Genomic DNA, 19,949 nt, shown 5'->3' on the forward strand with positions numbered 1-19,949 from the left:
TGAAAGGGAAAATTATGGAATTTAAAAATTATATAGGCAAACAAGAAATTATAAAAGAAGAAATAAGTCTTACTCAAGTTGAAAAAATAGTCGCAACACTTGATTATAAAGATTTAAAATTAGGTGATGAATTACCTTATTTATGGCAATGGTGCTTTTTTAATAAGGCTTTAAGTAAAGATAAATTAGGCAAAGACGGACACCCTAAATTAGGTGGAAGCGATGATAGTTTTTTACCTAGTTTTGGAAATGTTAATCGTATGTGGGCTGGTGGTAGATTTACTTTTAATTCAGCGTTGATTATAGGCAAAATCGCTACTAAAATTACTACTATAAAAGATATTCAAGAAAAAATTGGAAATACAGGAAAATTAATTTTTGTTACTTTAGAGCATAAATATTATCAAGATGAAGATTTAAAAATTATTGAAGAACAAGATATAGTTTATAAAGAGCCAACTCCACCAAAATTAACTAGCAACAAACCTGTAAGCGAAGCTGATTTTTCTGAAAGTTTTTGCCCTGATTCTACTTTATTATTTAGATATTCAGCACTTACTTTTAATGGGCATAAAATCCATTATGATTATCCTTACGCTACTATGGTTGAAGGATATAGTGGTTTAGTAATTCACGGACCTTTATTAGCTACTAAGATGATTAGTTGTTTTGCAAAAAATTATAAAGATAAAAAAATCACAAAATATAGTTATAGAGGATTACACGCAGTTTGCACTCCTAGTAGTTTTTGCGTTGAGTCAAAAATAATTAGTGAAAACGAAGCAAATGTGTGGATAAATAAAGATGGCTTTATAGCTCATCAAGGCATTATAAATTATAAATAAAGGAGAAAAAATGTTGCCATTAGAAGGAAAATTAGTATTAAGTATAGAACAAGCAATAGCAGCACCATTTTGCACTAGACAATTAGCTGATTTAGGTGCTAGAGTTATTAAGATAGAACGCCCTGATGTAGGTGATTTGGCAAGAGGATATGATACTAGAGTAGATGGACTTGCAAGTCATTTTGTATGGACTAATAGAAGTAAGGAGAGTTTAGCTATTGATTTAAAAACCGAAGAAGGTATGAAAATAATAAAATCAATTTTACCTAAGGTGGATATTTTCGTTCAAAATCTAGCATTTGGGGCTGCAAAAAGACTAGGATTAGATTATGAAAATTTAATTAAATATAATCCAAAAATGATTGTTTGTGATATTTCTGGCTATGGAGAAGGTGGAGAATACGAACACAAAAAAGCTTATGATTTATTAATTCAATCAGAAAGTGGCTTAGTATCTATAACAGGAACTGGCGATGAGTGTGTAAAAGTGCCAATTAGTATAGCTGATATATCTGCTGGAATGTATGCTTATAGTGGGATTTTACAAGCACTTTTATATCTTGAAAAAACAAATAAAGGCTCAAGAATAGAAATATCAATGTTAGAATGTATGGCTGAATGGATGGGGTATCCAATATATTATACTTATAAGGGTGCTAATCCGCCTATTAAAAAAGGTGCTTTTCACGCTAGTATTACTCCTTATGGTCCTTATAAGGCTGGTGATGGTAATGTTGTTATGTTTGGTCTTCAAAATGAAAGAGAATGGAGTAATTTTTGTAAGATTGTATTAGAAGATGAAAGCTTAATTAATGATGAAGAATTTAAAAACAATACATTAAGAACAAAAAACGCACAAAAGATTAAAGAAATAATAGAAAATAAATTTAAAAATCTAACAGCAAAAGATGTTGTGGATAGATTAGAAAAAGCAAAAATTGCAAATGGTAATGTAAATGAATTAAAAGATGTGTGGAATCACTCTCAATTAAAAAGTAGAAATAGATGGAGAGAAGTTGATACTGAAGTAGGTAAAATCCCAGCATTATTGCCACCGGCTACAAATAATAATTATGAGCCTAGAATGGATAAAATCCCAGCGTTAGGAGAACATACTCATAAAATCTTAAAAGAATTTGGATTTAAAGATGAGATTTCTCAACTACAATCAAAAAATATAATAAAGGTAAGAGATGAAAACTAAGAGTTTTTTGTTTGTTCCATCAATTAAAAATGATAGATTTAATAAGGCTTTAAATAGTGGAGCTGATTATATTATTATTGATTTAGAAGATTCAATTAGCCCTAATCAAAAAGATAAAGGCAGGGCTAATATTTTAGAATTTGCAAATAATACAGATGCTAATTTTTTTATAAGAATTAATGATACTAAGAGTGAATATTTTAATGATGATATGAAATTATTAGATGAATTAAATAAAATGAAAAAATTATATGCAATTGTATTGCCTAAGAGTGAGAGCTCAAAAGAATTTGAATTATTTAAAGATTTTAAAGATTTAATAATAATTCCAATTATTGAAAGTGCTTTGGGCGTTGATAATTTAGATGATATTGCAAGTTCAAAATTAATTAAATTATTAAGTTTTGGTGCTTTAGATATTTCTTTAGAATTAGGATTAAAAGAAGGCAGCGGAAGAGAAAATTTATTAAATCACATAAGAAATCAAATAGTGATAAAAAGTGCAAAATATAAATTATTACCACCAATTAATGGAGTATATCCTGATATTAAAGATGAAATTGGTTTAAAATCTGAATTAGAATTTGTATCTTCTATGGGTTTTGGCGGGTCTTTAAGCATTCATCCAAATCAAATTCCAATAATTAATCAAGTATTTAGTCCTACTAAAGAACAAATTCTATGGGCTAAAGAAATAGTAGAATTGGCAAAAAATACTGATGATATTGTATTTAATTATAAAGGCAATATGATAGATTTGCCAGTAATTAAGAAAGCTCAAAATATACTAGCAAATATCTAATATCTCTCTTAGGAGAGATATTAAAATAAGTGTGGGATTATTCCTGCAATATATCCAAAAATTAAGCAAATAATACTAATTGCCCAAATATAAAAGAATGAGCGTTTAATATGTTCTTTTATAGATACATCAGCAAGACCACATCCAAGCAATGTAGCAGGAACAACAGGGCTTATAAATGTAGCACAATTTCTAGCTAAAACCATAATAATAGCAAGGTTCATTGGGTCAATTCCAAAAGCATTTGTAACGCTTAAAACCACAGGCATAACGCCATAAAAATAAGAATCCGTGCAAAAGATTAATGCCATAGGAACAGCAAGTAAGCCTACTACTAAAGGAATTAAATTACCATACTCATTAGGCACTAGAGTTAGAATTGAAGCTCCCATTTTATTCATAATTCCACTTTTATCAAATACACCAATTAAAATTCCTGCACCAATTAAAGTAATATACATCATTATTGCTCCACCACTTGCTTTATCTAAAACTTTTTTAGCTATTTTTAAATTAGGATAATTTAGTGGCAACGCAATTGCAAAACCTATCATAAAGCAAACATAAGAAGGTAATACATTAATTACTAAAGCAGCAATAACAGCTATTAGTAAAAATACATTTACTAAGAAAAATTTATCGTTTTGAAATTCGCTTTTTTCAATTTCAAGTTTAATTCCTTCAAGATTACCACCAGCACCACGCCTTTTTTCTTGATAACCGATAAAAATAGCTAAAGCTAATGCTAAAACAAGACCTAAAACTTGCATAGGGATTAATTGATGCCATAAATCATTTGCGTCAGCTTTAATAACCGTTGCAGCTCTTAGAGTTGGACCTCCCCAAGGAAGAACATTCATAACACCCATTGCACTAGCACAAATTAATAAAAGTGATGATTTTCTCATTCCAAGTCTTTCATAAATTGGAAGCATAGCTGGAATAACTATTAAAAATGTAGCTGCTCCACTACCATCAAGATGAACAAACATTGCCATAAGTGAAGTAAGAATTGTGATTACAAATACATTTGGTGTAACTTTGCTAAGTAAGAAATTAATAATTTTATTAAAAAATCCACTAGCACTAAGCACACTAAAAAAAAGAATAGAAAATACAAATAAAGCCGCTGTATCGCTAACGGTGTTTACACCATCTTTTATAAAACCTTTCATTGCTTTAAAGTTTAAAACATCTCCTTTAACTCCTAAAGCTTTTCCGACTTCTAACCCACAATAATCCATTATCATAAGCATCGCAGCAACTACAAAGCTAACTAAAATAAATGCTATCGCAGGAGTGGTTTTATCTTTTAAAAGTAGCCATACGATAAATCCAAGCCCAATAAAGCCTGTAAGTGATAAAAATAAATCCATTTTTAACCTCCATAAAAAAATGTTAGATTTTAACAAAGTTACAATTTGAAATAATTGAAAATGGATAATTTTTTTAAAAAGTGTTAAGTTTCGTAACAAATTTTAGAATTTAAGAAAAAATTAAAAAATAATAATTCAAATTCTAAAAAGAATTTGAATTAATAATTAATCTTGTTTGTTAGGTAAGATTAGATTTAGAATGATTGCAAGTAAGGCACTAAGTCCAACTCCTGAAAACGAAACGCTTCCAAAACTAGCACTAAGCCCACCAACACCTACAATCAAAGTAGAACTAATAATTACTAGGTTTTTATTGTTAGTTAAATCTATTTTAGCATCAACTAAGGTTTTAATCCCAAGACTAGCAATTGTTCCAAATAAAAGTATCATAACTCCACCCATTACAGGCAATGGAATTGATTGTAAAATGGCATTAAATTTACCCACAAATGCAAGTAATATTGCAAATATTGCAGCCCAAGTCATAATTTTAACTTGTGCGTTTTTTGTAATCATTATTGCACCTGTAACTTCTGAATAAGTTGTAACTGGAGGACCACCTATTAAACCTGCAACACAAACTCCAACACCATCTCCGCTTAAAGTTCTATGAAGACCTGGGTCTTTTGTATAGTCTTTTTTAGTTACTGCACCTATTGCCATAACTGCACCAATATGCTCAATTACAGGAGCAATTGCAACAGGTATCATAAAAATTGCTGCACTAAAATTAATGCTAGGTGTTTCAAAATGTGGGATTGCAAACCAAGGTGCAGCTTTAATTGCACTAGTATCAACATAGCCTAAAATAAAGGCTAAAATATATCCACAAATAGCACCTATTAAAATAGGAACTAATTTAAACATTTTTGAGCCAAAAATAGCAATTACAATAGTAACTAAGAATGAAAAAGTAGAAAGCATTAAAGCTATATCTTTATCAATTACTTGAGTTGAACCACTCATACCCATAGCCATTCCAGCCGCACTTACAGCAACGCTAAGACCTATTACGATAATTACAGGGCCAATTACAACTGCGGGAAAAAGTTTGCTAATAAAACTTTCACCTTTTGTTTTGATAATTGCAGCAAAGATAAAATAAACAAATCCTGTGCAAAATAAGGCAAACATAGTTGAATTAATTCCCCATTCTTTCATAGAATAAATTATAGGGGTTATGAATGCAAATGATGAGCCAAGATAGATAGGAACTTTAAATTTCGTAATGATTTGAAAAATAATCGTTCCGCACCCAGCACCTAAAAGAGCCATTGCAGGATTTAGTCCGGTAAGTAAAGGAACTAATACCATTGCACCAAAGGCTACGAATAAAATCTGAAGTCCAGATATCGCGTCTTTAATCATAAAAAAATCCTTTTTTATTTTGAGTTATTATCTCACAGGGGTAAGGTAAAAAAGGATTTTTTTCATTAAATTAAATAAACATAAAGGAGGATTGGTGACCCATACGAGACTCGAACTCGTGTTACCGCCGTGAAAGGGCGATGTCCTAACCGCTAGACGAATGGGCCTTTCAAGAAGTTTTTTCTTGTGATGTAAAAGCCGTTATTATATGTGAAAATTCTTAAAGTTTTCTTAAATTATAAAAATTTTTTTCAATTTTTTTAAAATTTTTGTAAAAAATTGTAATTTTGATGAAAATTTTCAATTTAAAAACGATAATTTTAATCTTTTATGTTTAATATTTACATTTTTTTATAAGGAGAATATATGAAAGAATTAAAAGAAGCAAGGCTTAGATTAGTTGCTATGCCAAAAGATACAAATCCTGCAGGCAATATTTTTGGTGGTTGGATAATGAGTCAAATAGATTTAGCTGGTGCAGTTGCAGCTAAAGAAATAGCAAATGGTAGAGTAGTTACTATCGCAGTTGAACAAATGACCTTTAAAAAACCTGTTTATGTTGGAGATATTGTGAGCTTTTATGCTGATATTGTAAAAGTTGGAAGCACATCAATACAAGTTCAAGTAGAAGTTATCGCTGAACGCTGCACTCCTAAATTATATGGAGTTTGTGTGCCTGTTACAAGTGCACTTTTAACTTATGTAAATGTTGATGAAAACGGAGAAAAAATCAAAATTGATGAAAATTTAAAACGCTACAAGGGATTTTAATAATCCCTTTTATTCAACCTACTTTTTAAACTTACTTGTTAGAATTAAAAAAACTTTTAAGGATAATTATGAAATATGTTTTATTTGATACAGAAACTACAGGAAATACAGAATTAGATAGGATTATTCAAGTAGGTGCTTTGGTAATTGATAGTGAAAAATATGAATTTAATGAAATAGAATATGCTGAAAATATTTTTGACAATATACAAGAAAGAAAAGTTTTAGTATTTGATGAATTATGCAGTAGCGAAGTAAATATTTCTTTTGAAGCTATGGAAGTTCATAATATAACCCCTGAAATGCTTATTAATAAGCCAAAATTTAGTGAAACGAAATTTTCAAAAATGTTAAATGAACTTAATTCAAACGAAAATTACTTAATAGCTCATAATATTAAGTTTGATTTAGGAATGTTAGAAAAAGAAGGTTTTCAAAATAATTTTAAATTAATTGATACTTATAAGTGCGCTAAGGCTATTTTTCCTGATTTTAATCATCATAGATTGCAATATTTAAGATATTTTTTAGGGCTTTATAAAATTGAGCAAGAAGAAGCACAAAAATTAGGAATAATTATAAAAGCTCATGATGCGATAGGCGATGTTTTGGTTATGAAATTATTATTAGATGAGTTATTAAAGCATAAAAACTATGAAGAATTGCACGAAATTACAAAAGCCCCATTAATTAGCACTAAATTTAGCTTTGGAAAATACAAGGGCAAAAGTTTTGATGAGGTTAGAGCTGTTGATAATGGATATTTGTTGTGGGCTATGAATAATTTAGATGATGAAGATTTAAAATATTCTATCAAGAAATTTTTAGGATTAATTTGAGAATTTAAATCTCAAATTATCATTTTTTCTATGTTATATTTTCTATATAATTAATGTTATTATCATTTATTGCTATTAAATCTATGCAATAATTTAAATTATTATAATCTTCATAATGTTGATTAAAAATATAAATAGATTTTATAATTCTTTCTAATTTTTTTGGTGTTAAATAATATTCGCTTTCATAATTTTTGCTTGACTTTACTTCAATAAAATGCAAGGTTTTATCCTTTAAAGCGATTATGTCAATTTCTCCAAATTTGGTTTTATAATTTGTTTTAATTATTGTGAAATTATTTTTTTCTAAGTATTTTTTAGCTTTTTGTTCGTTTTCATAGCCAAAAATATATGATTTTAGTCCTTTTATACTCTTATTTAATAAGTTCTCTTGCTTCATTTATTAAATCTTCGTTAGGATAAATTCCGCAAAAATATTCAAAAGCAAGGGCTGCTTGAAAAATAAGCATATCAAGTCCATCTTGAGTAATAATATCTGGATTTTTTAACTTACAAAAATCTAAAAATATATCGTGATTATATGCTAAATCATAAGCAATTTTTGTATTTTTTGCTAGTTTTTCTAAAAGATTTTCTTCTAAAGGTAGTAGATTTTTTAAACTTGCGCTTGTTGAGTTTATAATTAAATCAAATTCAAATTCATCTAATGTCGTATGAACTTCGCATAAAAAATCATCTTTTTTACTTCTATTAATTACTTTAGTTTTTATATTATTTTTTGCTAAAGAATAATAAACAGCCCTAGCAGCCCCACCAGCTCCTATTATTAAGGCATTGTTTATTTTGTAATTTTTTATAGGTTCATAAAATCCAAATATATCAGTATTATAAGCTTTTAAAATTCCATTATCATTTATTATAGTATTTGCTGCTTTTGTGTTTATAACGCCTTCATCTTTATAATTTGCTAGTATTGCAACTTCTTCTTTATAAGGTAAAGTTACATTAACACCTTTATATTTTAAAATTGTGTTTTTTAAATCATTTGGATTTTCTACTAAAATTTTCTCATAATTAGCATTTATATTTAATCTTTCATACCATAGATTATGAATTATAGGAGATTTTGAGTGAGCGATAGGATTTCCTATCACTCCGTAAATATTATTTTGCATGATAATAAAATGCGTCTTTTTTCACATTATCTCTTACAAATTTTAAGGCATTTGCTTTATCAGAATTTGAATAAGGTCCTACAATTACTCTACTCATACCTTTATTATCAGTAACTACTTTATATTGTAATCCTAGCGTATCTAGTTTTTTAATTTCGTGTGATTTTAGGTCAATATTTTTACCTGCATATACTTGAATATAGCTTCCATTATCACTTGTAGTAGGTGCTTTATTTGCTGGTTTTTCTTGTTGAGCAACTGGTTTTTTAACATTTAATGTATCAAATACTGAGTTTTCTTGTTTTGTTGTTTGAGTAGCTTGTTTTTTCTCTTCTACAACCACAGGCTTTTTCTCTTCAACTACAGTAGGTTTTACTTCTTCTTTAGGAGTTTCAAGTGCTGGCGTAGGTTGTTGATTTGCTTTTGCTAATTCTTTTACAACATTTTGAACTTCTTGAGATTTTTTAGGTTCTGGTTCTACTATATTATTTTCTTTTTTTAATCTTTCTTCTAAAGATGTAAAATCATCACTAAAACCATCATTTTCACTTTTTAAATTCTCAAAAACTTCATTATCTTGAGCTTTTTGTTCAAATGTAGCATTAGGTTCTATCGGTGGTAATGGGCTTTTTTGACTATCTCCATTGCTTATTAATTTATATATAATTAAGGCAATTAGAAAAACTATTATGCCTATAATTATCTTAAATAACATTTGTTTTTGTTTATTCTTTTTGTTGTTACTTTCTAAAACTAAATCTTCAAATTTATTGTGTTCTTGCATTTTCAATCCTTTACATATGTTTTGACCAAGATGCCCCACGCTCTTTTTGATAAATTTCATAAGGTAATGCTAAAATATTGTATTCCTTAGGCATATCAAGTGTTGGAAATACTCTCCATTCAACGGGCATTTTTTGAGCCAACATTGCACTTAGTTTATTAGCTAATCCACAACCTTCGGCAAATGCAGTATGACCTTTGTGAATATATAAATGAAGATGACCTGGCGTTTTGCTTTTATACGCTGTGAAATTAATAAAACCTTCTTCTCTTAATAATAATTGAGCTCTATGCCAAAATTTTTCAGTATTAAAACCATTGTAGTCAAATACTATATTTTCTACTTTATCTTGTGCGTTTATTAAATTGTGAGCTATTGTTATTTTACCTTCTGAATGTTCTCTTATTAAGCTTGGAGATAAAAACTCATTAACTCTTTCATACTTATTAAAAAAAGTTCTACCTTTATGCTCAATTTTGCTTACTATAGTATCTCTTTTTATAAAATAATGTGAATTAATCATTTTAATTAAGGCTAATTCATTGCTTGTTAACATTTTAAGTCCTTATATAATGGGAAATTTTCGCTTAATTTTAGCGTAGTTTCTTTTGCTTTTTTTATAATTTCATCGTTATTTAAATTCTTTAGCACTAGGCTTATTGTCTGTGCTATTACTTTCATTTCTTCTTCTTTCATACCACGAGCACTAAGTGCAGCAGTGCCAAGTCTTAATCCACTTGTAATAAAAGGAGAACGCTTTTCGTTAGGAACGCTATTTTTATTAGCTGTAATACCTGCTTTTTCTAATGCTATTTGAGCATCTTTTCCACTAAATTCACAATCACTAAAATCCATTAACAACAAGTGATTGTCAGTTCCACCACTTACTAATTTAAATCCTTCTTTTAGCAATTCATCGGCTAATACCTTGCAATTTTTTATAACTTGATTAGCGTATGTTTTCCAACTTTCATCAAGATTATATTTAAATCCAACTGCTTTTGCTGCAATAATATGCATTAATGGACCACCTTGAAGGTTAGGAAAGATTGCTGAATTTATTTTTTTTGCAAGTTCTTCATCATTAGTCATTATTATCCCACCTCTTGGCCCTCTTAGAGTTTTATGAGTTGTTGAAGTTACTATGTGAGCGTGTGGAAATGGACTTGGGTGAAGATTAGCTACTACAAGACCAGCAATATGTGCAATATCAGCTAATAAAAATGCTCCTACTTTATCAGCAATTTTACGAAATCTTTTAAAATCAATTATTCTAGCATAAGCACTAGCACCACAAACTATTAATTTTGGTTTTACTTCTAGGGCAATTTTTTCAATTTCATCATAATTTAAATAACCATTTTCATCTACTCCATAGCTATAGCTAGTATATACTTTGCCACTTGCATTTACCTTTGAGCCGTGAGTTAAATGCCCACCTGCACTTAAATCCATTCCTAAAATAATATCTCCTGGATTTAATAATGCTGCGTATGCACCTTGATTTGCTTGTGAGCCTGAATGGGGTTGAACATTTGCGTAATTACAATTAAATAATTTTTTACAACGCTCAATTGCTAAAACTTCTGCTTTATCAACGATTTCACAACCACCATAATATCTTTTTGATGGATAGCCTTCTGCGTATTTATTTGTAAGAATACTACCTGTAGCCATCATAACTTCAGGAAAAGTGAAATTCTCACTAGCAATCATTTCTAAATTCTCATTTTGTCTTTTAAATTCTTCTTTTATAATTTCATTAATTTCTGTATCAAATATCATCTTAACCCCTTTTTTTTATATAAATTCTCGCTAGTAATCATTCACAAATTGAAATTATCAATCCTTTTTAGGACGCATAGCAGGGAATAATATTACATCTTTGATTGATTTTTTGTTAGTTAGCATCATAACAAGTCTATCAATTCCTATGCCCTCACCTGCAGTTGGTGCCATACCAAACCCTAACGCATTTACGAAATCTTCATCCATTTCGCATGCTTCGTCATTTCCAGCTTTTTTAGCTTCTACTTGAGCCAAAAATCTTTCGTATTGATCAAGTGGGTCATTTAATTCGTTAAATCCATTTGCTAGTTCTTTTCCAGCTATAAACAATTCAAATCTCTCAGCTATTTCAGGATTTTCATCACTTCTTCTACTTAATGGACTAATTGATACTGGAAAATCCGTAATAAATGTAGGATTTATAAGTTTATCTTCTACATAATTATCAAATAATTCTGCTTGTAAATGTCCTAAATCTAATTTTTCATTTGCTTCAAATCCATCAGCCTTTAATTTCTTTAAAATTGCAGCTTTATCATTTACTATAGCAGCATCAATACCACCTATTTGAACTAAGGCATCTTTATATGGAATTTTTGCAAATGGAGTGCTAAAATCTATTTGCTTATCATCGTATGTAATAGTAGTGCTAAGTCCTAAGTGAGCTATTAATTTGCTTAATAAATCTTCAGTTAAATTCATTAAATCCTTATAATTATGATAAGCCCAATAAAACTCAATCGTGCTAAATTCAGGATTGTGAGTAAGATCCATTCCTTCGTTTCTAAAGCAACGATTTAATTCAAATACAGCTTCAAAACCACCAACTATTAAGCGTTTTAAGTAAAGTTCAGGTGCAATTCTTAAAAATCTATCAACACCTAAAGTATTATGATGAGTAATGAATGGTCTTGCGTTAGCTCCGCCTGCAATTTCGTGCATCATAGGAGTTTCAACTTCTAAAAATCCTAGATTTTCAAAATATCTTCTAACAAATGAAACAATCTTACTTCTATTAACAAAATCTTGTCTAATTTCAGCATTCATAATCATATCAAGATATCTTTGTCTATAGCGGCTTTCCATATCCACTAAGCCGTGAAATTTTTCAGGTAATACGCAAATACTTTTAGTAACTAAATCTAATTTATCTACATGAATACTAAATTCGCCTTTTTTTGTTACGAAAGCATAACCACGAACTTTGATAATATCGCCTACTTCTATGAGTTTTTTAATATTATCAAACCAAGTTTCATCAATTGTGCTTTTATTAAAATAAATCTGAATTGAGCCACTAAAGTCTTCAATGTTCGCAAAAACGGCTTTCCCACCATCACGCATAAATTTAATTCTACCGATTAATTCACAGATTTCTTCTGCTTTTTTTTCTTCAAGTTCATTTATGAAATCATATTTATCTTTAAATTCTTTTATACTCATCGGTTTTGTTACAAAATGAGAATAAGGATTAATACCTAAAGACCTTAGCTCGTTAGCTTTACTAATTTTTTGCTGTTCTAGTGGGTTTTCAAACATATTTTTACCTTTCTTTATATTAAATTATTTTTTTTGACATTCTTTGCAAGTTCCATATAATTGCATTAAATGGCTTGATAGTTTAAAACCATGTTCTTTTGCAATTTTTAATTGTCTTTGCTCTACTATATCATCTTGAAATTCTATAATTTTATTACAAGATTTACAAATCATATGGTCGTGGTGTGGCTTGTTTGCAAGCTCAAATTTTTTACCTGCAGTTCCAAAAGAAATTGAAGTTACCATTCCTGATTCTTCTAAAAGATTTAAAGTTCTATAAATTGTTGCGATACCTATGTTTTGATTAGGATCCATTTCTTTTAATGCTTCATAAAGTTCATCTGGAGTGCAGTGTTCGTCATTGTTATAAAGTAATTTTAATAAACTTTCTCTTTGTTTTGTGTATTTTAATCCACTTGTTTTTAGAATTTTTTTAAATTCTTCTAATAATACATCGTATTCCATATTTTCCATGTTTTCTCCTTTTATTTTGAATTTTCTTCTTTTAATTCATTATTTAATAAATTTTCTTTTTTTGTATTTATAGTATTTTGAATCGCTTGTATATTAGCGATTGCTCCACCTGTTTGAATTAAGACAGGATACATCATACTATTTGCAAAAAATTGGTTTACTTTACTATTTATTATAGGTAAGGCATTTATACAAGATGCAATTATAGAAAAAATTATAAATATTTTTCCAGCGCAAAATATAAATCCCATAATTTTATCAATTATTCCAAGTCCGCTTAAGGCTACTAGTTTTGATATTATTCTTCCTAAAATAAGAAAAATTCCCCAAACTATAACTAAAGTTATAACAAAACCACATAGGTTTAATAAAAGCTCATTATCGCTTTTATAAACATATTGATTAATTAATGCCCCTACTTTTTCTGAATTGCTAGTGCTTACATATACGCCTACTAAAATACCAGCTAATCCAAAACCTTCTTTAATAAGTCCTGAAATAATTCCACCAATACCTAAAATTAGCGTTACGCCAATTATTACACAATCTAGTATTAAGCCGCTATTCATATCAAATTCACTAGCTCATTATATTGAGTGCTATATCTTAAAGCAAGCTCACGAGTGATTAAACCAGAGCGAACCGCTTCAACTAAGCTTTGTGTTTGGGTTTTCATACCTGTGCCTTGTTGATTTAACTGCATTTGTGAATATATTTGATGGTTTTTGTTTTCACGAATAAGGTTTGCGATAGCCATATTATTAATCATAATTTCGTGAATTGCTAAACGACCACCACCTTTTTTAGGTATTAAGCTTTGTGCTATAACTGCTTGTAATGAAAACGATAACATATTTCTAATTTGGTCTTGCTCTCCACCACTAAAGCTATCTACGATACGGTTGATTGTTTGCATAGCTGAGTTTGTATGTAGGGTTCCAAATACTAAGTGACCTGTTTCAGCTGCTGTAATTGCTGCTGCTATTGTTTCTCTATCTCTCATCTCACCGATTAAGATGATATCAGGGTCTTGTCTTAAAGCATATTTTAAAGCTGTTTGAAAGCTTTTAGTATCTATATCAACGTTTCTGTAAGAAAATACTGATTTTTTGTTTTTATGCATAAATTCAACTGGGTGTTCTATGGTTAAAATATGCTTACTTTCTGTTGCGTTGATTTCATTTAACATTGCTGCTAGAGTTGTTGATTTACCAGAACCTGTTGGACCTGTTACAAGAATTAGTCCTTTTTCTTTTTTGATTAATTCTTTAAAAATTGGTGGTGCTTTTAAATCATCTAAACTAGGGATATTTTCAGGAATTAGACGAAATGCAGCTGCAAGTTTTCCTTCTTCAACATAGTAATAGTTTGCCCTAAAACGCCCTACTCCTTCAACTGCATAAGCGAAGTCTAGTTCTCTTTCTTCTTCTAATGTTGCTTTTTGTGCGTCTGATAAAATACTATAACAAGAAGCTTTAATAATTTCAGAATTTAAAACAGCAAATTCCAAATCATTCAAAGTTCCGTGAATTCTTAAAAGTGGTTTTCTACCAGGAATAAAGTGCAAATCACTCGCATCATTTTCTTTCATAAATGTTAAAATTCCATTCATTTGAATGGTATTAACGCTATCTTGAGTTTGAATATTTTCTTCCATTTATTTTCCTTATTCTATGATTTTAGGTACAGAGAAAAAATGTCCATTTGTAGATGGTGCATTTTTTAAAATATCTTCAATAACTTCTGATTTTTGTGGTATATCTTCTCTTAGTGGAGTATAATTTAAATTATTGATTTTTAAATTATTAGTATCAATTTCATTTAAATTATCTACGAATTTTAAAATATCATCAAAATCAGCAATTAGTTCTTTTCTTACATTATCATTTAACCTAATTGATGATAATTTTTCTAATCTTTCTAATAGCTTTTCATTGACTACCATAAGTTCACCTTGCTTTAATAAAATTTCATCTGATTATATAATAAAAATTTAATATAGCACTAAATTTATCAAGATTTACGAAAAATTGTTACAATTTCAGCTTTAATTTTATTAATTTTTAAGGAATTTAATTTGAAAGAAAATTCATATAGCGTAGAAGAATTTGGCATTAAAGTTGAAAGATTTATTAGAAAATACAAATTTCTTTTTATATTTTTGATAATCGTAATTGTTGCTTATTTTGTTATAACATCTATTAATGATTCTATAAAACAAAAAACAAAAGAAGAAGCAAATGCTTTATATAATGAGCTATTAATTACTAAAAATAATGATAAATTAAATCAATTAAAATCTTTAAATCCTAACTTATATTTAGCAGTGCTTTTAGATGAAAAATATTTAGATGAATTATTACAATTTAATCCTAGTAATGAGGATAAATTATTGTTAGAAATTTATAAAGCTAGAGAATTTAAATCAGATTTTTTCTTAACAGATTTAAAAACAATACAAGAAGCTTATGCGTTGTTAAAAGATAATAAAATTAAAGAAGCTGAAGTAAAACTTAATTCAATAAGTGCAAATTCTGTATTTTTAAGAATTGCTAATAATTTAAAACATTATCAAGGTAACCAATGAAAAAATATTCTTTAATAGCTTTATCTTTAGTATTTTTAGCGGCTTGTTCAGGTTCAAAACAATACTATAAGCCAGAAAATACTCAAAAGCTTACAACAATTAAAACGAAAAATGAGAATATCTTGAAGAATTTTAAAGGCTATGAAATCATTAACAAACAAGATAATATCTTATATTTATCTAATGATTTAGGATTTTTAAAAATCTTAAAAGATAAAGAAGTAATTTTTGATAAGAAATTTGATGCAAAAATTGTAAGCATCGCAACAGAAGGCAATAAGGCTGTAATGGTTGATGCTTTGAATAATATAATAATATTTGATTTGTTAGAACAAAAATATTTATTTAGTGAAAACTACGGACAAGCAAATGGAGTGGTGAAAAAATTAGCAAATCCTAGTTTTAATAACAATGTGATAATAATTCCTAGCTTAGATGGCAAATTAATCGTTATCAATAACAATACCAATACTTTTATAAGAAGTATAAATGTAGGAACTCAAGAATTTTTTAATAATGTTGTATTTTTAAAAGCTGATAGTGAAAAATTAATCGCAGCAAGTTCTAGTAAGGTATTTACAATAATTGATAATAAAACATATACTAAACTAATCAATATTAAAAAGGCTTTAGAAAAAGATAATTATATTTATATTTTATCAAATGAAGGCGTAATTTATAAATTTGATTATTTATTAAATGAAATTACAAAAATTAAATTTAAATATGCAAACTATAGTGATGTTTATGTTTATAATAACTTTATTTATGCTTTAGAGCATAATGGATACTTGATAAAATTAGATGATAAATTAAATGAATTAGCTGTTTATAATTTAGATTCTAAAATAGATTCAGGTGCTTATTTTAAGGATAATATTTTATTTTATAACAACAAAAGCTATGAATTGAAATGACTTTAATTGATATTGGAAACACAACAGCTTGTGTTTATAAAGAAGAACATGCAAAAAGGATAGAGTTAAAAGACTTTATCCCAAACTCTTTTAAAGAAAAAGTATTTTATATAAGTGTAAATTCTAATTTTTCTACACTACCTAATAACTATATTAATCTTGAACCTTATTTTAGTCTTAATACTTCTTATGTTGGTTTGGGTGTTGATAGAATTGCTTCTTGTTATTGCATTGATTCTGGCATTATTGTAGATGCTGGTAGTGCAATTACAATTGATAAAATGAGTGGCGGCAAACATTTAGGCGGATTTATTTTGCCAGGTATTCAATCATATCTTAATGCTTATAAGAATATTTCTTGTAGATTAGATTATGAATTAAATACATCTATTGATTTAAATTCGTTACCAAATTCCACAAAAGACGCTATTAGCTACGGGATAATTTCAAGTGTTGTAAATAGTATTAATGATTTTGCTAATGATGAGATAATTTATCTAACTGGTGGAGATGCAAGCTTTTTAAGTCAGTTTTTTAAAAACGCAATAAATGAGAAAAATTTAGTATTCCAAGGAATGCAAAAATTAATTAAAGACTTGAATTTATAAATAAATAAAATTATCATTAAAAAAATTACAAAAAGGATGGAGTATGGCACAACATTTTGATGTTATAGTAGTTGGTGGTGGAATTAGTGGAGCGGCTTTGTTTTATGAGCTTAGCAAATATACAAATGTAAAAAAAGTGGCATTAATAGAAAAATATCACGCATTAAGCACTCTCAATTCTAAAGGCACTAGCAATTCTCAAACAATTCATAGCGGAGATATAGAGACAAATTATACTTATGAAAAAGCTTCAAAAGTAAAACCTAACGCTGATATGATTGTAAATTATGCAAAATTAGTAAAAGCAGAAGAGAAGTTTATGTTTTCTCATCAAAAAATGGCTTTAGCTGTTGGTGAAGAAGAATGTGCTTTTATGCAAAAAAGATATGAAGAATTTAAAGATATTTATCCTTATATTAGAAAGTTTGATAAAGCAGAAATAAAAAGAATAGAGCCAAAAGTAGTAGAAGCTTTAGGTGGTGGTGATAGACCTGAAGAAATATTTGCAATGGGTGCATTAGCAGGGGATTGTTATACAACGGTTGATTTTGGCAAAATGAGTGAGAGTTTAGCTGAAGAAGCAATGAAAGCTAATCAAGAAAATCAAATGTTTTTTAATGAAGAAATTGTAAATATTTATAAAAAAGGCGATGTTTTTTATTTAATTAGTGCTAACAAGACTGAATTTAGTGCGAATTTCGTAGTGGTAAATGCAGGTGCTCATTCATTGTTTTTAGCACATAAGATGGGCTATGGTCTTGATTACGCCTGTTTGCCTGTTGCAGGTAGCTTTTATCTGACTAAAAAGCATTTATTAAATGGTAAAGTTTATATGGTTCAAAATCCAAAATTACCTTTTGCAGCATTACACGGCGACCCTGATATTTTATGTGATATGAATACTCGTTTTGGTCCGACTGCTTTAGTATTACCTAAGCTTGAGCGTTATCACGGGCTTAAGAGTTTGCCTGAATTTTTTACAACTTTACGCCTTGATGGAACTACTATTAAAATCTTACTTGATTTAATGAAAGATAGCACTATTAGAAATTATATTTTAAGAAATTTCTTATTTGAAGCGCCATACCTTAATAAAAATCTTTTCGTAAAAGACGCTAGAAAAATCGTCCCAAGTCTTACAACTGATGATATAACTTATGCAAAAGGTTTTGGTGGAGTTCGCCCACAAGTGCTAAACAAAACTGAAAAGAAATTAATGCTAGGCGAAGCTAGTATAGTGCCACAAAATCAAGGAATAATCTTTAATATGACCCCAAGTCCAGGTGCGACTAGTTGTATGGGAAATGCTTTAAGAGATTTAAGAATGGTGGTTGATTATTTAAAACTTGAATTTAACGAAGAACTATTCAATAAAGAACTAAGGGGATAAAATGAAAAAAACAAAAATAATAGCAACTTTAGGGCCTGCAAGCGATAGCGAAGAATGTATAAGAGAAATGATAAAAGCAGGTGTTAATGTATTTCGTTTAAATTTTTCTCACGGCTCTCACGAATATCATAAAGCGAATTTAGATAAGGTAAGAAAAATAGCTGAAGAATTAGGCGAAAATATCGGAGTATTACAAGATATTTCAGGACCAAAGATTAGGGTATTAGAACTTCCCGAGCCATTTTTATTAAAAAAAGGCGATAGATTAGATATTTATAGGCATACAATAAAGGCTAATCAAAAAGCACAAAATCACTATGAAGTAAGCACAAATTATAATGAAATTTTAGGTGCAGTAAGAGTTAGCGAAGCTATATATTTATGTGATGGTTCTATTAAAGTAATAGTTGAAGATATAAATCAAGATTATTTAAAATGCCAAGTTCAAAACGATGGAAAATTAGCGTCAAATAAAGGTATAAATTTTCCTAATACAAAAATCAATATAGAAGTAATTACTAAAAAAGATAAAGATGATTTATTGTGGGGTGTTAAAAATGATGTTGATTATATGGCAATATCTTTTGTTCAAAACGCTTATGATATCAAAAATGCTAAGCAAATATTAGCCGAAAACGGAAATAAAACTGCTGTTTTTGCAAAGATTGAGAAATTTGATGCTGTTGAGAATATAGATGAAATTCTTAATGTAAGCGATGGGATAATGGTTGCTCGTGGGGATTTAGGAATAGAAGTTCCTTTTTATAAGGTTCCAAGCATACAAAAATCAATAATCAAAAAAGCTAACGAAATAGGTAAACCAGTAATTACTGCAACTCAAATGCTATTTTCTTTAGCAAATAACAAAAGTGCAACTAGAGCAGAGATAAGCGATGTTGCAAATGCTGTGTTAGATGGAACTGATGCAGTTATGCTTAGCGAAGAAAGTGCAGTTGGAATTGACCCTGTAAATGCCGTTAGCATTATGGCTGCAACTATTAGCGAAGTAGAGAAAATCTATCCATATTGCAATTTTAATCACGATAAAAGAGATATGACTGATACCATCGCAGCATCAGCTGTGCAACTTGCAAAAGATATTAATGCAGACGCATTGATTTGTCTTACAAGTAGTGGTGCAAGTGTTAAAAAAATGGCAAGATATAGACCTGATACAAAGATAATAACAATGAGCCATTGTGATAAAACACTAAAAAGCCTTAGTATTTGTTGGGGTCTTAGTGAAGCTTATGTGGTTGATAAGGCAGGTAGTTTGCACGAACTTTTACAAAATTGTGTAAGAGTAGGGGTAAAAAAAGGCATTATGGATAAGAGTAAAAATTATGTTATTACAGCAGGTTATCCTGTAGGAGAAACAGGTAGCACGAATTTAATCAGAGTTCTTGGAAAAGAACAAATAGAGTATTATTTAAACTTGTAGAAAAAAAGGAATTTAAAATAGGCTTTTGCTTATTTTAAATTCTAAAAAATGAATGATATTTAAACTTATATTAAATAATA

Annotated in this window: 22 protein-coding genes and 1 tRNA gene; 10 read left to right on the forward strand and 13 right to left on the reverse strand. The window is 28.8% G+C overall.

Annotation, left to right across the window (positions count from 1 at the left end; all coding sequences use genetic code 11):
• Positions 1 to 14: 14 nt before the first annotated feature.
• Genes KJR01_RS01380 through KJR01_RS01390 form a run of 3 tightly spaced genes read left to right on the forward strand, consistent with a single transcriptional unit; the run spans position 15 to position 2,851 of the window.
• Positions 15 to 845 carry an HTD2 family dehydratase gene (locus tag KJR01_RS01380; RefSeq protein ID WP_214116185.1) on the forward strand — a complete coding sequence of 277 codons (831 nt, stop codon included), beginning with the start codon at positions 15 to 17 and terminating at the stop codon, positions 843 to 845.
• A 10-nt stretch (positions 846 to 855) separates the two neighbouring features.
• Positions 856 to 2,049 (forward strand): CaiB/BaiF CoA transferase family protein, encoded by a 1,194-nt coding sequence (locus KJR01_RS01385; RefSeq protein WP_214116188.1) that lies wholly within the window; start codon positions 856 to 858, stop codon positions 2,047 to 2,049.
• Positions 2,039 to 2,851 carry an HpcH/HpaI aldolase/citrate lyase family protein gene (locus KJR01_RS01390; protein WP_214116190.1) on the forward strand — a complete coding sequence of 271 codons (813 nt, stop codon included), beginning with the start codon at positions 2,039 to 2,041 and terminating at the stop codon, positions 2,849 to 2,851. The genes KJR01_RS01385 and KJR01_RS01390 overlap by 11 nt, the downstream gene beginning before the upstream one ends.
• Before the next feature lie 20 nt (positions 2,852 to 2,871).
• Here the strand turns inward: KJR01_RS01390 and KJR01_RS01395 are convergent, their stop codons facing one another.
• The 3 genes from KJR01_RS01395 to KJR01_RS01405 all read right to left on the reverse strand — a co-directional run bounded on the left by KJR01_RS01395 (position 2,872) and on the right by KJR01_RS01405 (position 5,762).
• Positions 2,872 to 4,227, reverse strand: coding sequence for a CitMHS family transporter (locus tag KJR01_RS01395; RefSeq protein ID WP_214116191.1), 1,356 nt, complete (start codon positions 4,225 to 4,227; stop codon positions 2,872 to 2,874).
• A 165-nt stretch (positions 4,228 to 4,392) separates the two neighbouring features.
• Positions 4,393 to 5,595 carry a uracil-xanthine permease family protein gene (locus tag KJR01_RS01400; RefSeq protein WP_214116193.1) on the reverse strand — a complete coding sequence of 401 codons (1,203 nt, stop codon included), beginning with the start codon at positions 5,593 to 5,595 and terminating at the stop codon, positions 4,393 to 4,395.
• A gap of 92 nt (positions 5,596 to 5,687) precedes the next feature.
• Positions 5,688 to 5,762 (reverse strand) — tRNA-Glu (locus tag KJR01_RS01405).
• A 199-nt stretch (positions 5,763 to 5,961) separates the two neighbouring features.
• Between KJR01_RS01405 and KJR01_RS01410 the strand changes: the two genes are divergently transcribed.
• Positions 5,962 to 6,366, forward strand: a complete 405-nt coding sequence (locus KJR01_RS01410) for an acyl-CoA thioesterase (protein WP_214116195.1) — start codon at positions 5,962 to 5,964, stop codon at positions 6,364 to 6,366.
• 65 nt (positions 6,367 to 6,431) lie between these two features.
• Positions 6,432 to 7,205 (forward strand): exonuclease domain-containing protein, encoded by a 774-nt coding sequence (locus KJR01_RS01415; protein WP_214116451.1) that lies wholly within the window; start codon positions 6,432 to 6,434, stop codon positions 7,203 to 7,205.
• 28 nt (positions 7,206 to 7,233) lie between these two features.
• Here the strand turns inward: KJR01_RS01415 and KJR01_RS01420 are convergent, their stop codons facing one another.
• From KJR01_RS01420 to gatC, 10 genes are read right to left on the reverse strand one after another with little or no spacing between them, the layout of a single operon-like run.
• Positions 7,234 to 7,605 carry a YraN family protein gene (locus KJR01_RS01420; RefSeq protein WP_214116197.1) on the reverse strand — a complete coding sequence of 124 codons (372 nt, stop codon included), beginning with the start codon at positions 7,603 to 7,605 and terminating at the stop codon, positions 7,234 to 7,236.
• Positions 7,580 to 8,341, reverse strand: a complete 762-nt coding sequence (locus KJR01_RS01425) for a shikimate dehydrogenase (protein WP_214116199.1) — start codon at positions 8,339 to 8,341, stop codon at positions 7,580 to 7,582. Before KJR01_RS01425 ends, KJR01_RS01420 begins: the two co-directional genes overlap by 26 nt.
• Positions 8,331 to 9,125: an SPOR domain-containing protein gene (locus KJR01_RS01430; RefSeq protein ID WP_214116201.1), complete on the reverse strand. Its 795-nt coding sequence runs from the start codon at positions 9,123 to 9,125 to the stop codon at positions 8,331 to 8,333. The genes KJR01_RS01425 and KJR01_RS01430 overlap by 11 nt, the downstream gene beginning before the upstream one ends.
• A 10-nt stretch (positions 9,126 to 9,135) precedes the next feature.
• A complete protein-coding gene (locus KJR01_RS01435) occupies positions 9,136 to 9,681 on the reverse strand; it encodes a DUF1882 domain-containing protein (protein WP_214116202.1) in 546 nt (181 codons plus the stop codon).
• Positions 9,675 to 10,910, reverse strand: a complete 1,236-nt coding sequence (gene glyA, locus KJR01_RS01440) for a serine hydroxymethyltransferase (RefSeq protein ID WP_214116204.1) — start codon at positions 10,908 to 10,910, stop codon at positions 9,675 to 9,677. Before glyA ends, KJR01_RS01435 begins: the two co-directional genes overlap by 7 nt.
• A 57-nt stretch (positions 10,911 to 10,967) precedes the next feature.
• Positions 10,968 to 12,452 (reverse strand): lysine--tRNA ligase, encoded by a 1,485-nt coding sequence (gene lysS, locus KJR01_RS01445; RefSeq protein ID WP_214116207.1) that lies wholly within the window; start codon positions 12,450 to 12,452, stop codon positions 10,968 to 10,970.
• A 24-nt stretch (positions 12,453 to 12,476) separates the two neighbouring features.
• Positions 12,477 to 12,926 (reverse strand): Fur family transcriptional regulator, encoded by a 450-nt coding sequence (locus tag KJR01_RS01450; protein ID WP_214116209.1) that lies wholly within the window; start codon positions 12,924 to 12,926, stop codon positions 12,477 to 12,479.
• A gap of 11 nt (positions 12,927 to 12,937) precedes the next feature.
• Positions 12,938 to 13,495: a CvpA family protein gene (locus KJR01_RS01455; protein WP_214116211.1), complete on the reverse strand. Its 558-nt coding sequence runs from the start codon at positions 13,493 to 13,495 to the stop codon at positions 12,938 to 12,940.
• Positions 13,492 to 14,538 (reverse strand): type IV pilus twitching motility protein PilT, encoded by a 1,047-nt coding sequence (locus tag KJR01_RS01460; RefSeq protein WP_275592004.1) that lies wholly within the window; start codon positions 14,536 to 14,538, stop codon positions 13,492 to 13,494. The genes KJR01_RS01455 and KJR01_RS01460 overlap by 4 nt, the downstream gene beginning before the upstream one ends.
• Positions 14,539 to 14,592: 54 nt before the next feature.
• On the reverse strand, positions 14,593 to 14,871 hold the full coding sequence (gene gatC, locus KJR01_RS01465) for an Asp-tRNA(Asn)/Glu-tRNA(Gln) amidotransferase subunit GatC (RefSeq protein WP_214116213.1): 279 nt from the start codon (positions 14,869 to 14,871) through the stop codon (positions 14,593 to 14,595).
• Positions 14,872 to 15,003: 132 nt separating this feature from the next.
• Here gatC and KJR01_RS01470 point away from each other — a divergent pair, with 132 nt between their 5' ends.
• The 5 genes from KJR01_RS01470 to pyk are packed head-to-tail and all read left to right on the forward strand — an operon-like array spanning position 15,004 to position 19,869.
• Positions 15,004 to 15,513 carry a hypothetical protein gene (locus tag KJR01_RS01470; protein ID WP_214116215.1) on the forward strand — a complete coding sequence of 170 codons (510 nt, stop codon included), beginning with the start codon at positions 15,004 to 15,006 and terminating at the stop codon, positions 15,511 to 15,513.
• On the forward strand, positions 15,510 to 16,430 hold the full coding sequence (locus KJR01_RS01475) for a putative periplasmic lipoprotein (RefSeq protein ID WP_214116217.1): 921 nt from the start codon (positions 15,510 to 15,512) through the stop codon (positions 16,428 to 16,430). Before KJR01_RS01470 ends, KJR01_RS01475 begins: the two co-directional genes overlap by 4 nt.
• Positions 16,427 to 17,038, forward strand: coding sequence for a type III pantothenate kinase (locus tag KJR01_RS01480; RefSeq protein WP_214116219.1), 612 nt, complete (start codon positions 16,427 to 16,429; stop codon positions 17,036 to 17,038). The genes KJR01_RS01475 and KJR01_RS01480 overlap by 4 nt, the downstream gene beginning before the upstream one ends.
• 43 nt (positions 17,039 to 17,081) lie before the next feature.
• A complete protein-coding gene (locus tag KJR01_RS01485) occupies positions 17,082 to 18,428 on the forward strand; it encodes an FAD-dependent oxidoreductase (protein ID WP_214116221.1) in 1,347 nt (448 codons plus the stop codon).
• Between the two features lies 1 nt (position 18,429).
• Positions 18,430 to 19,869 carry a pyruvate kinase gene (gene pyk, locus KJR01_RS01490; RefSeq protein ID WP_214116229.1) on the forward strand — a complete coding sequence of 480 codons (1,440 nt, stop codon included), beginning with the start codon at positions 18,430 to 18,432 and terminating at the stop codon, positions 19,867 to 19,869.
• Positions 19,870 to 19,949 lie beyond the last annotated feature (80 nt).

The sequence above is a fragment of the Campylobacter sp. 2018MI10 genome (assembly GCF_018501175.1).
Taxonomy (GTDB): domain Bacteria; phylum Campylobacterota; class Campylobacteria; order Campylobacterales; family Campylobacteraceae; genus Campylobacter_E.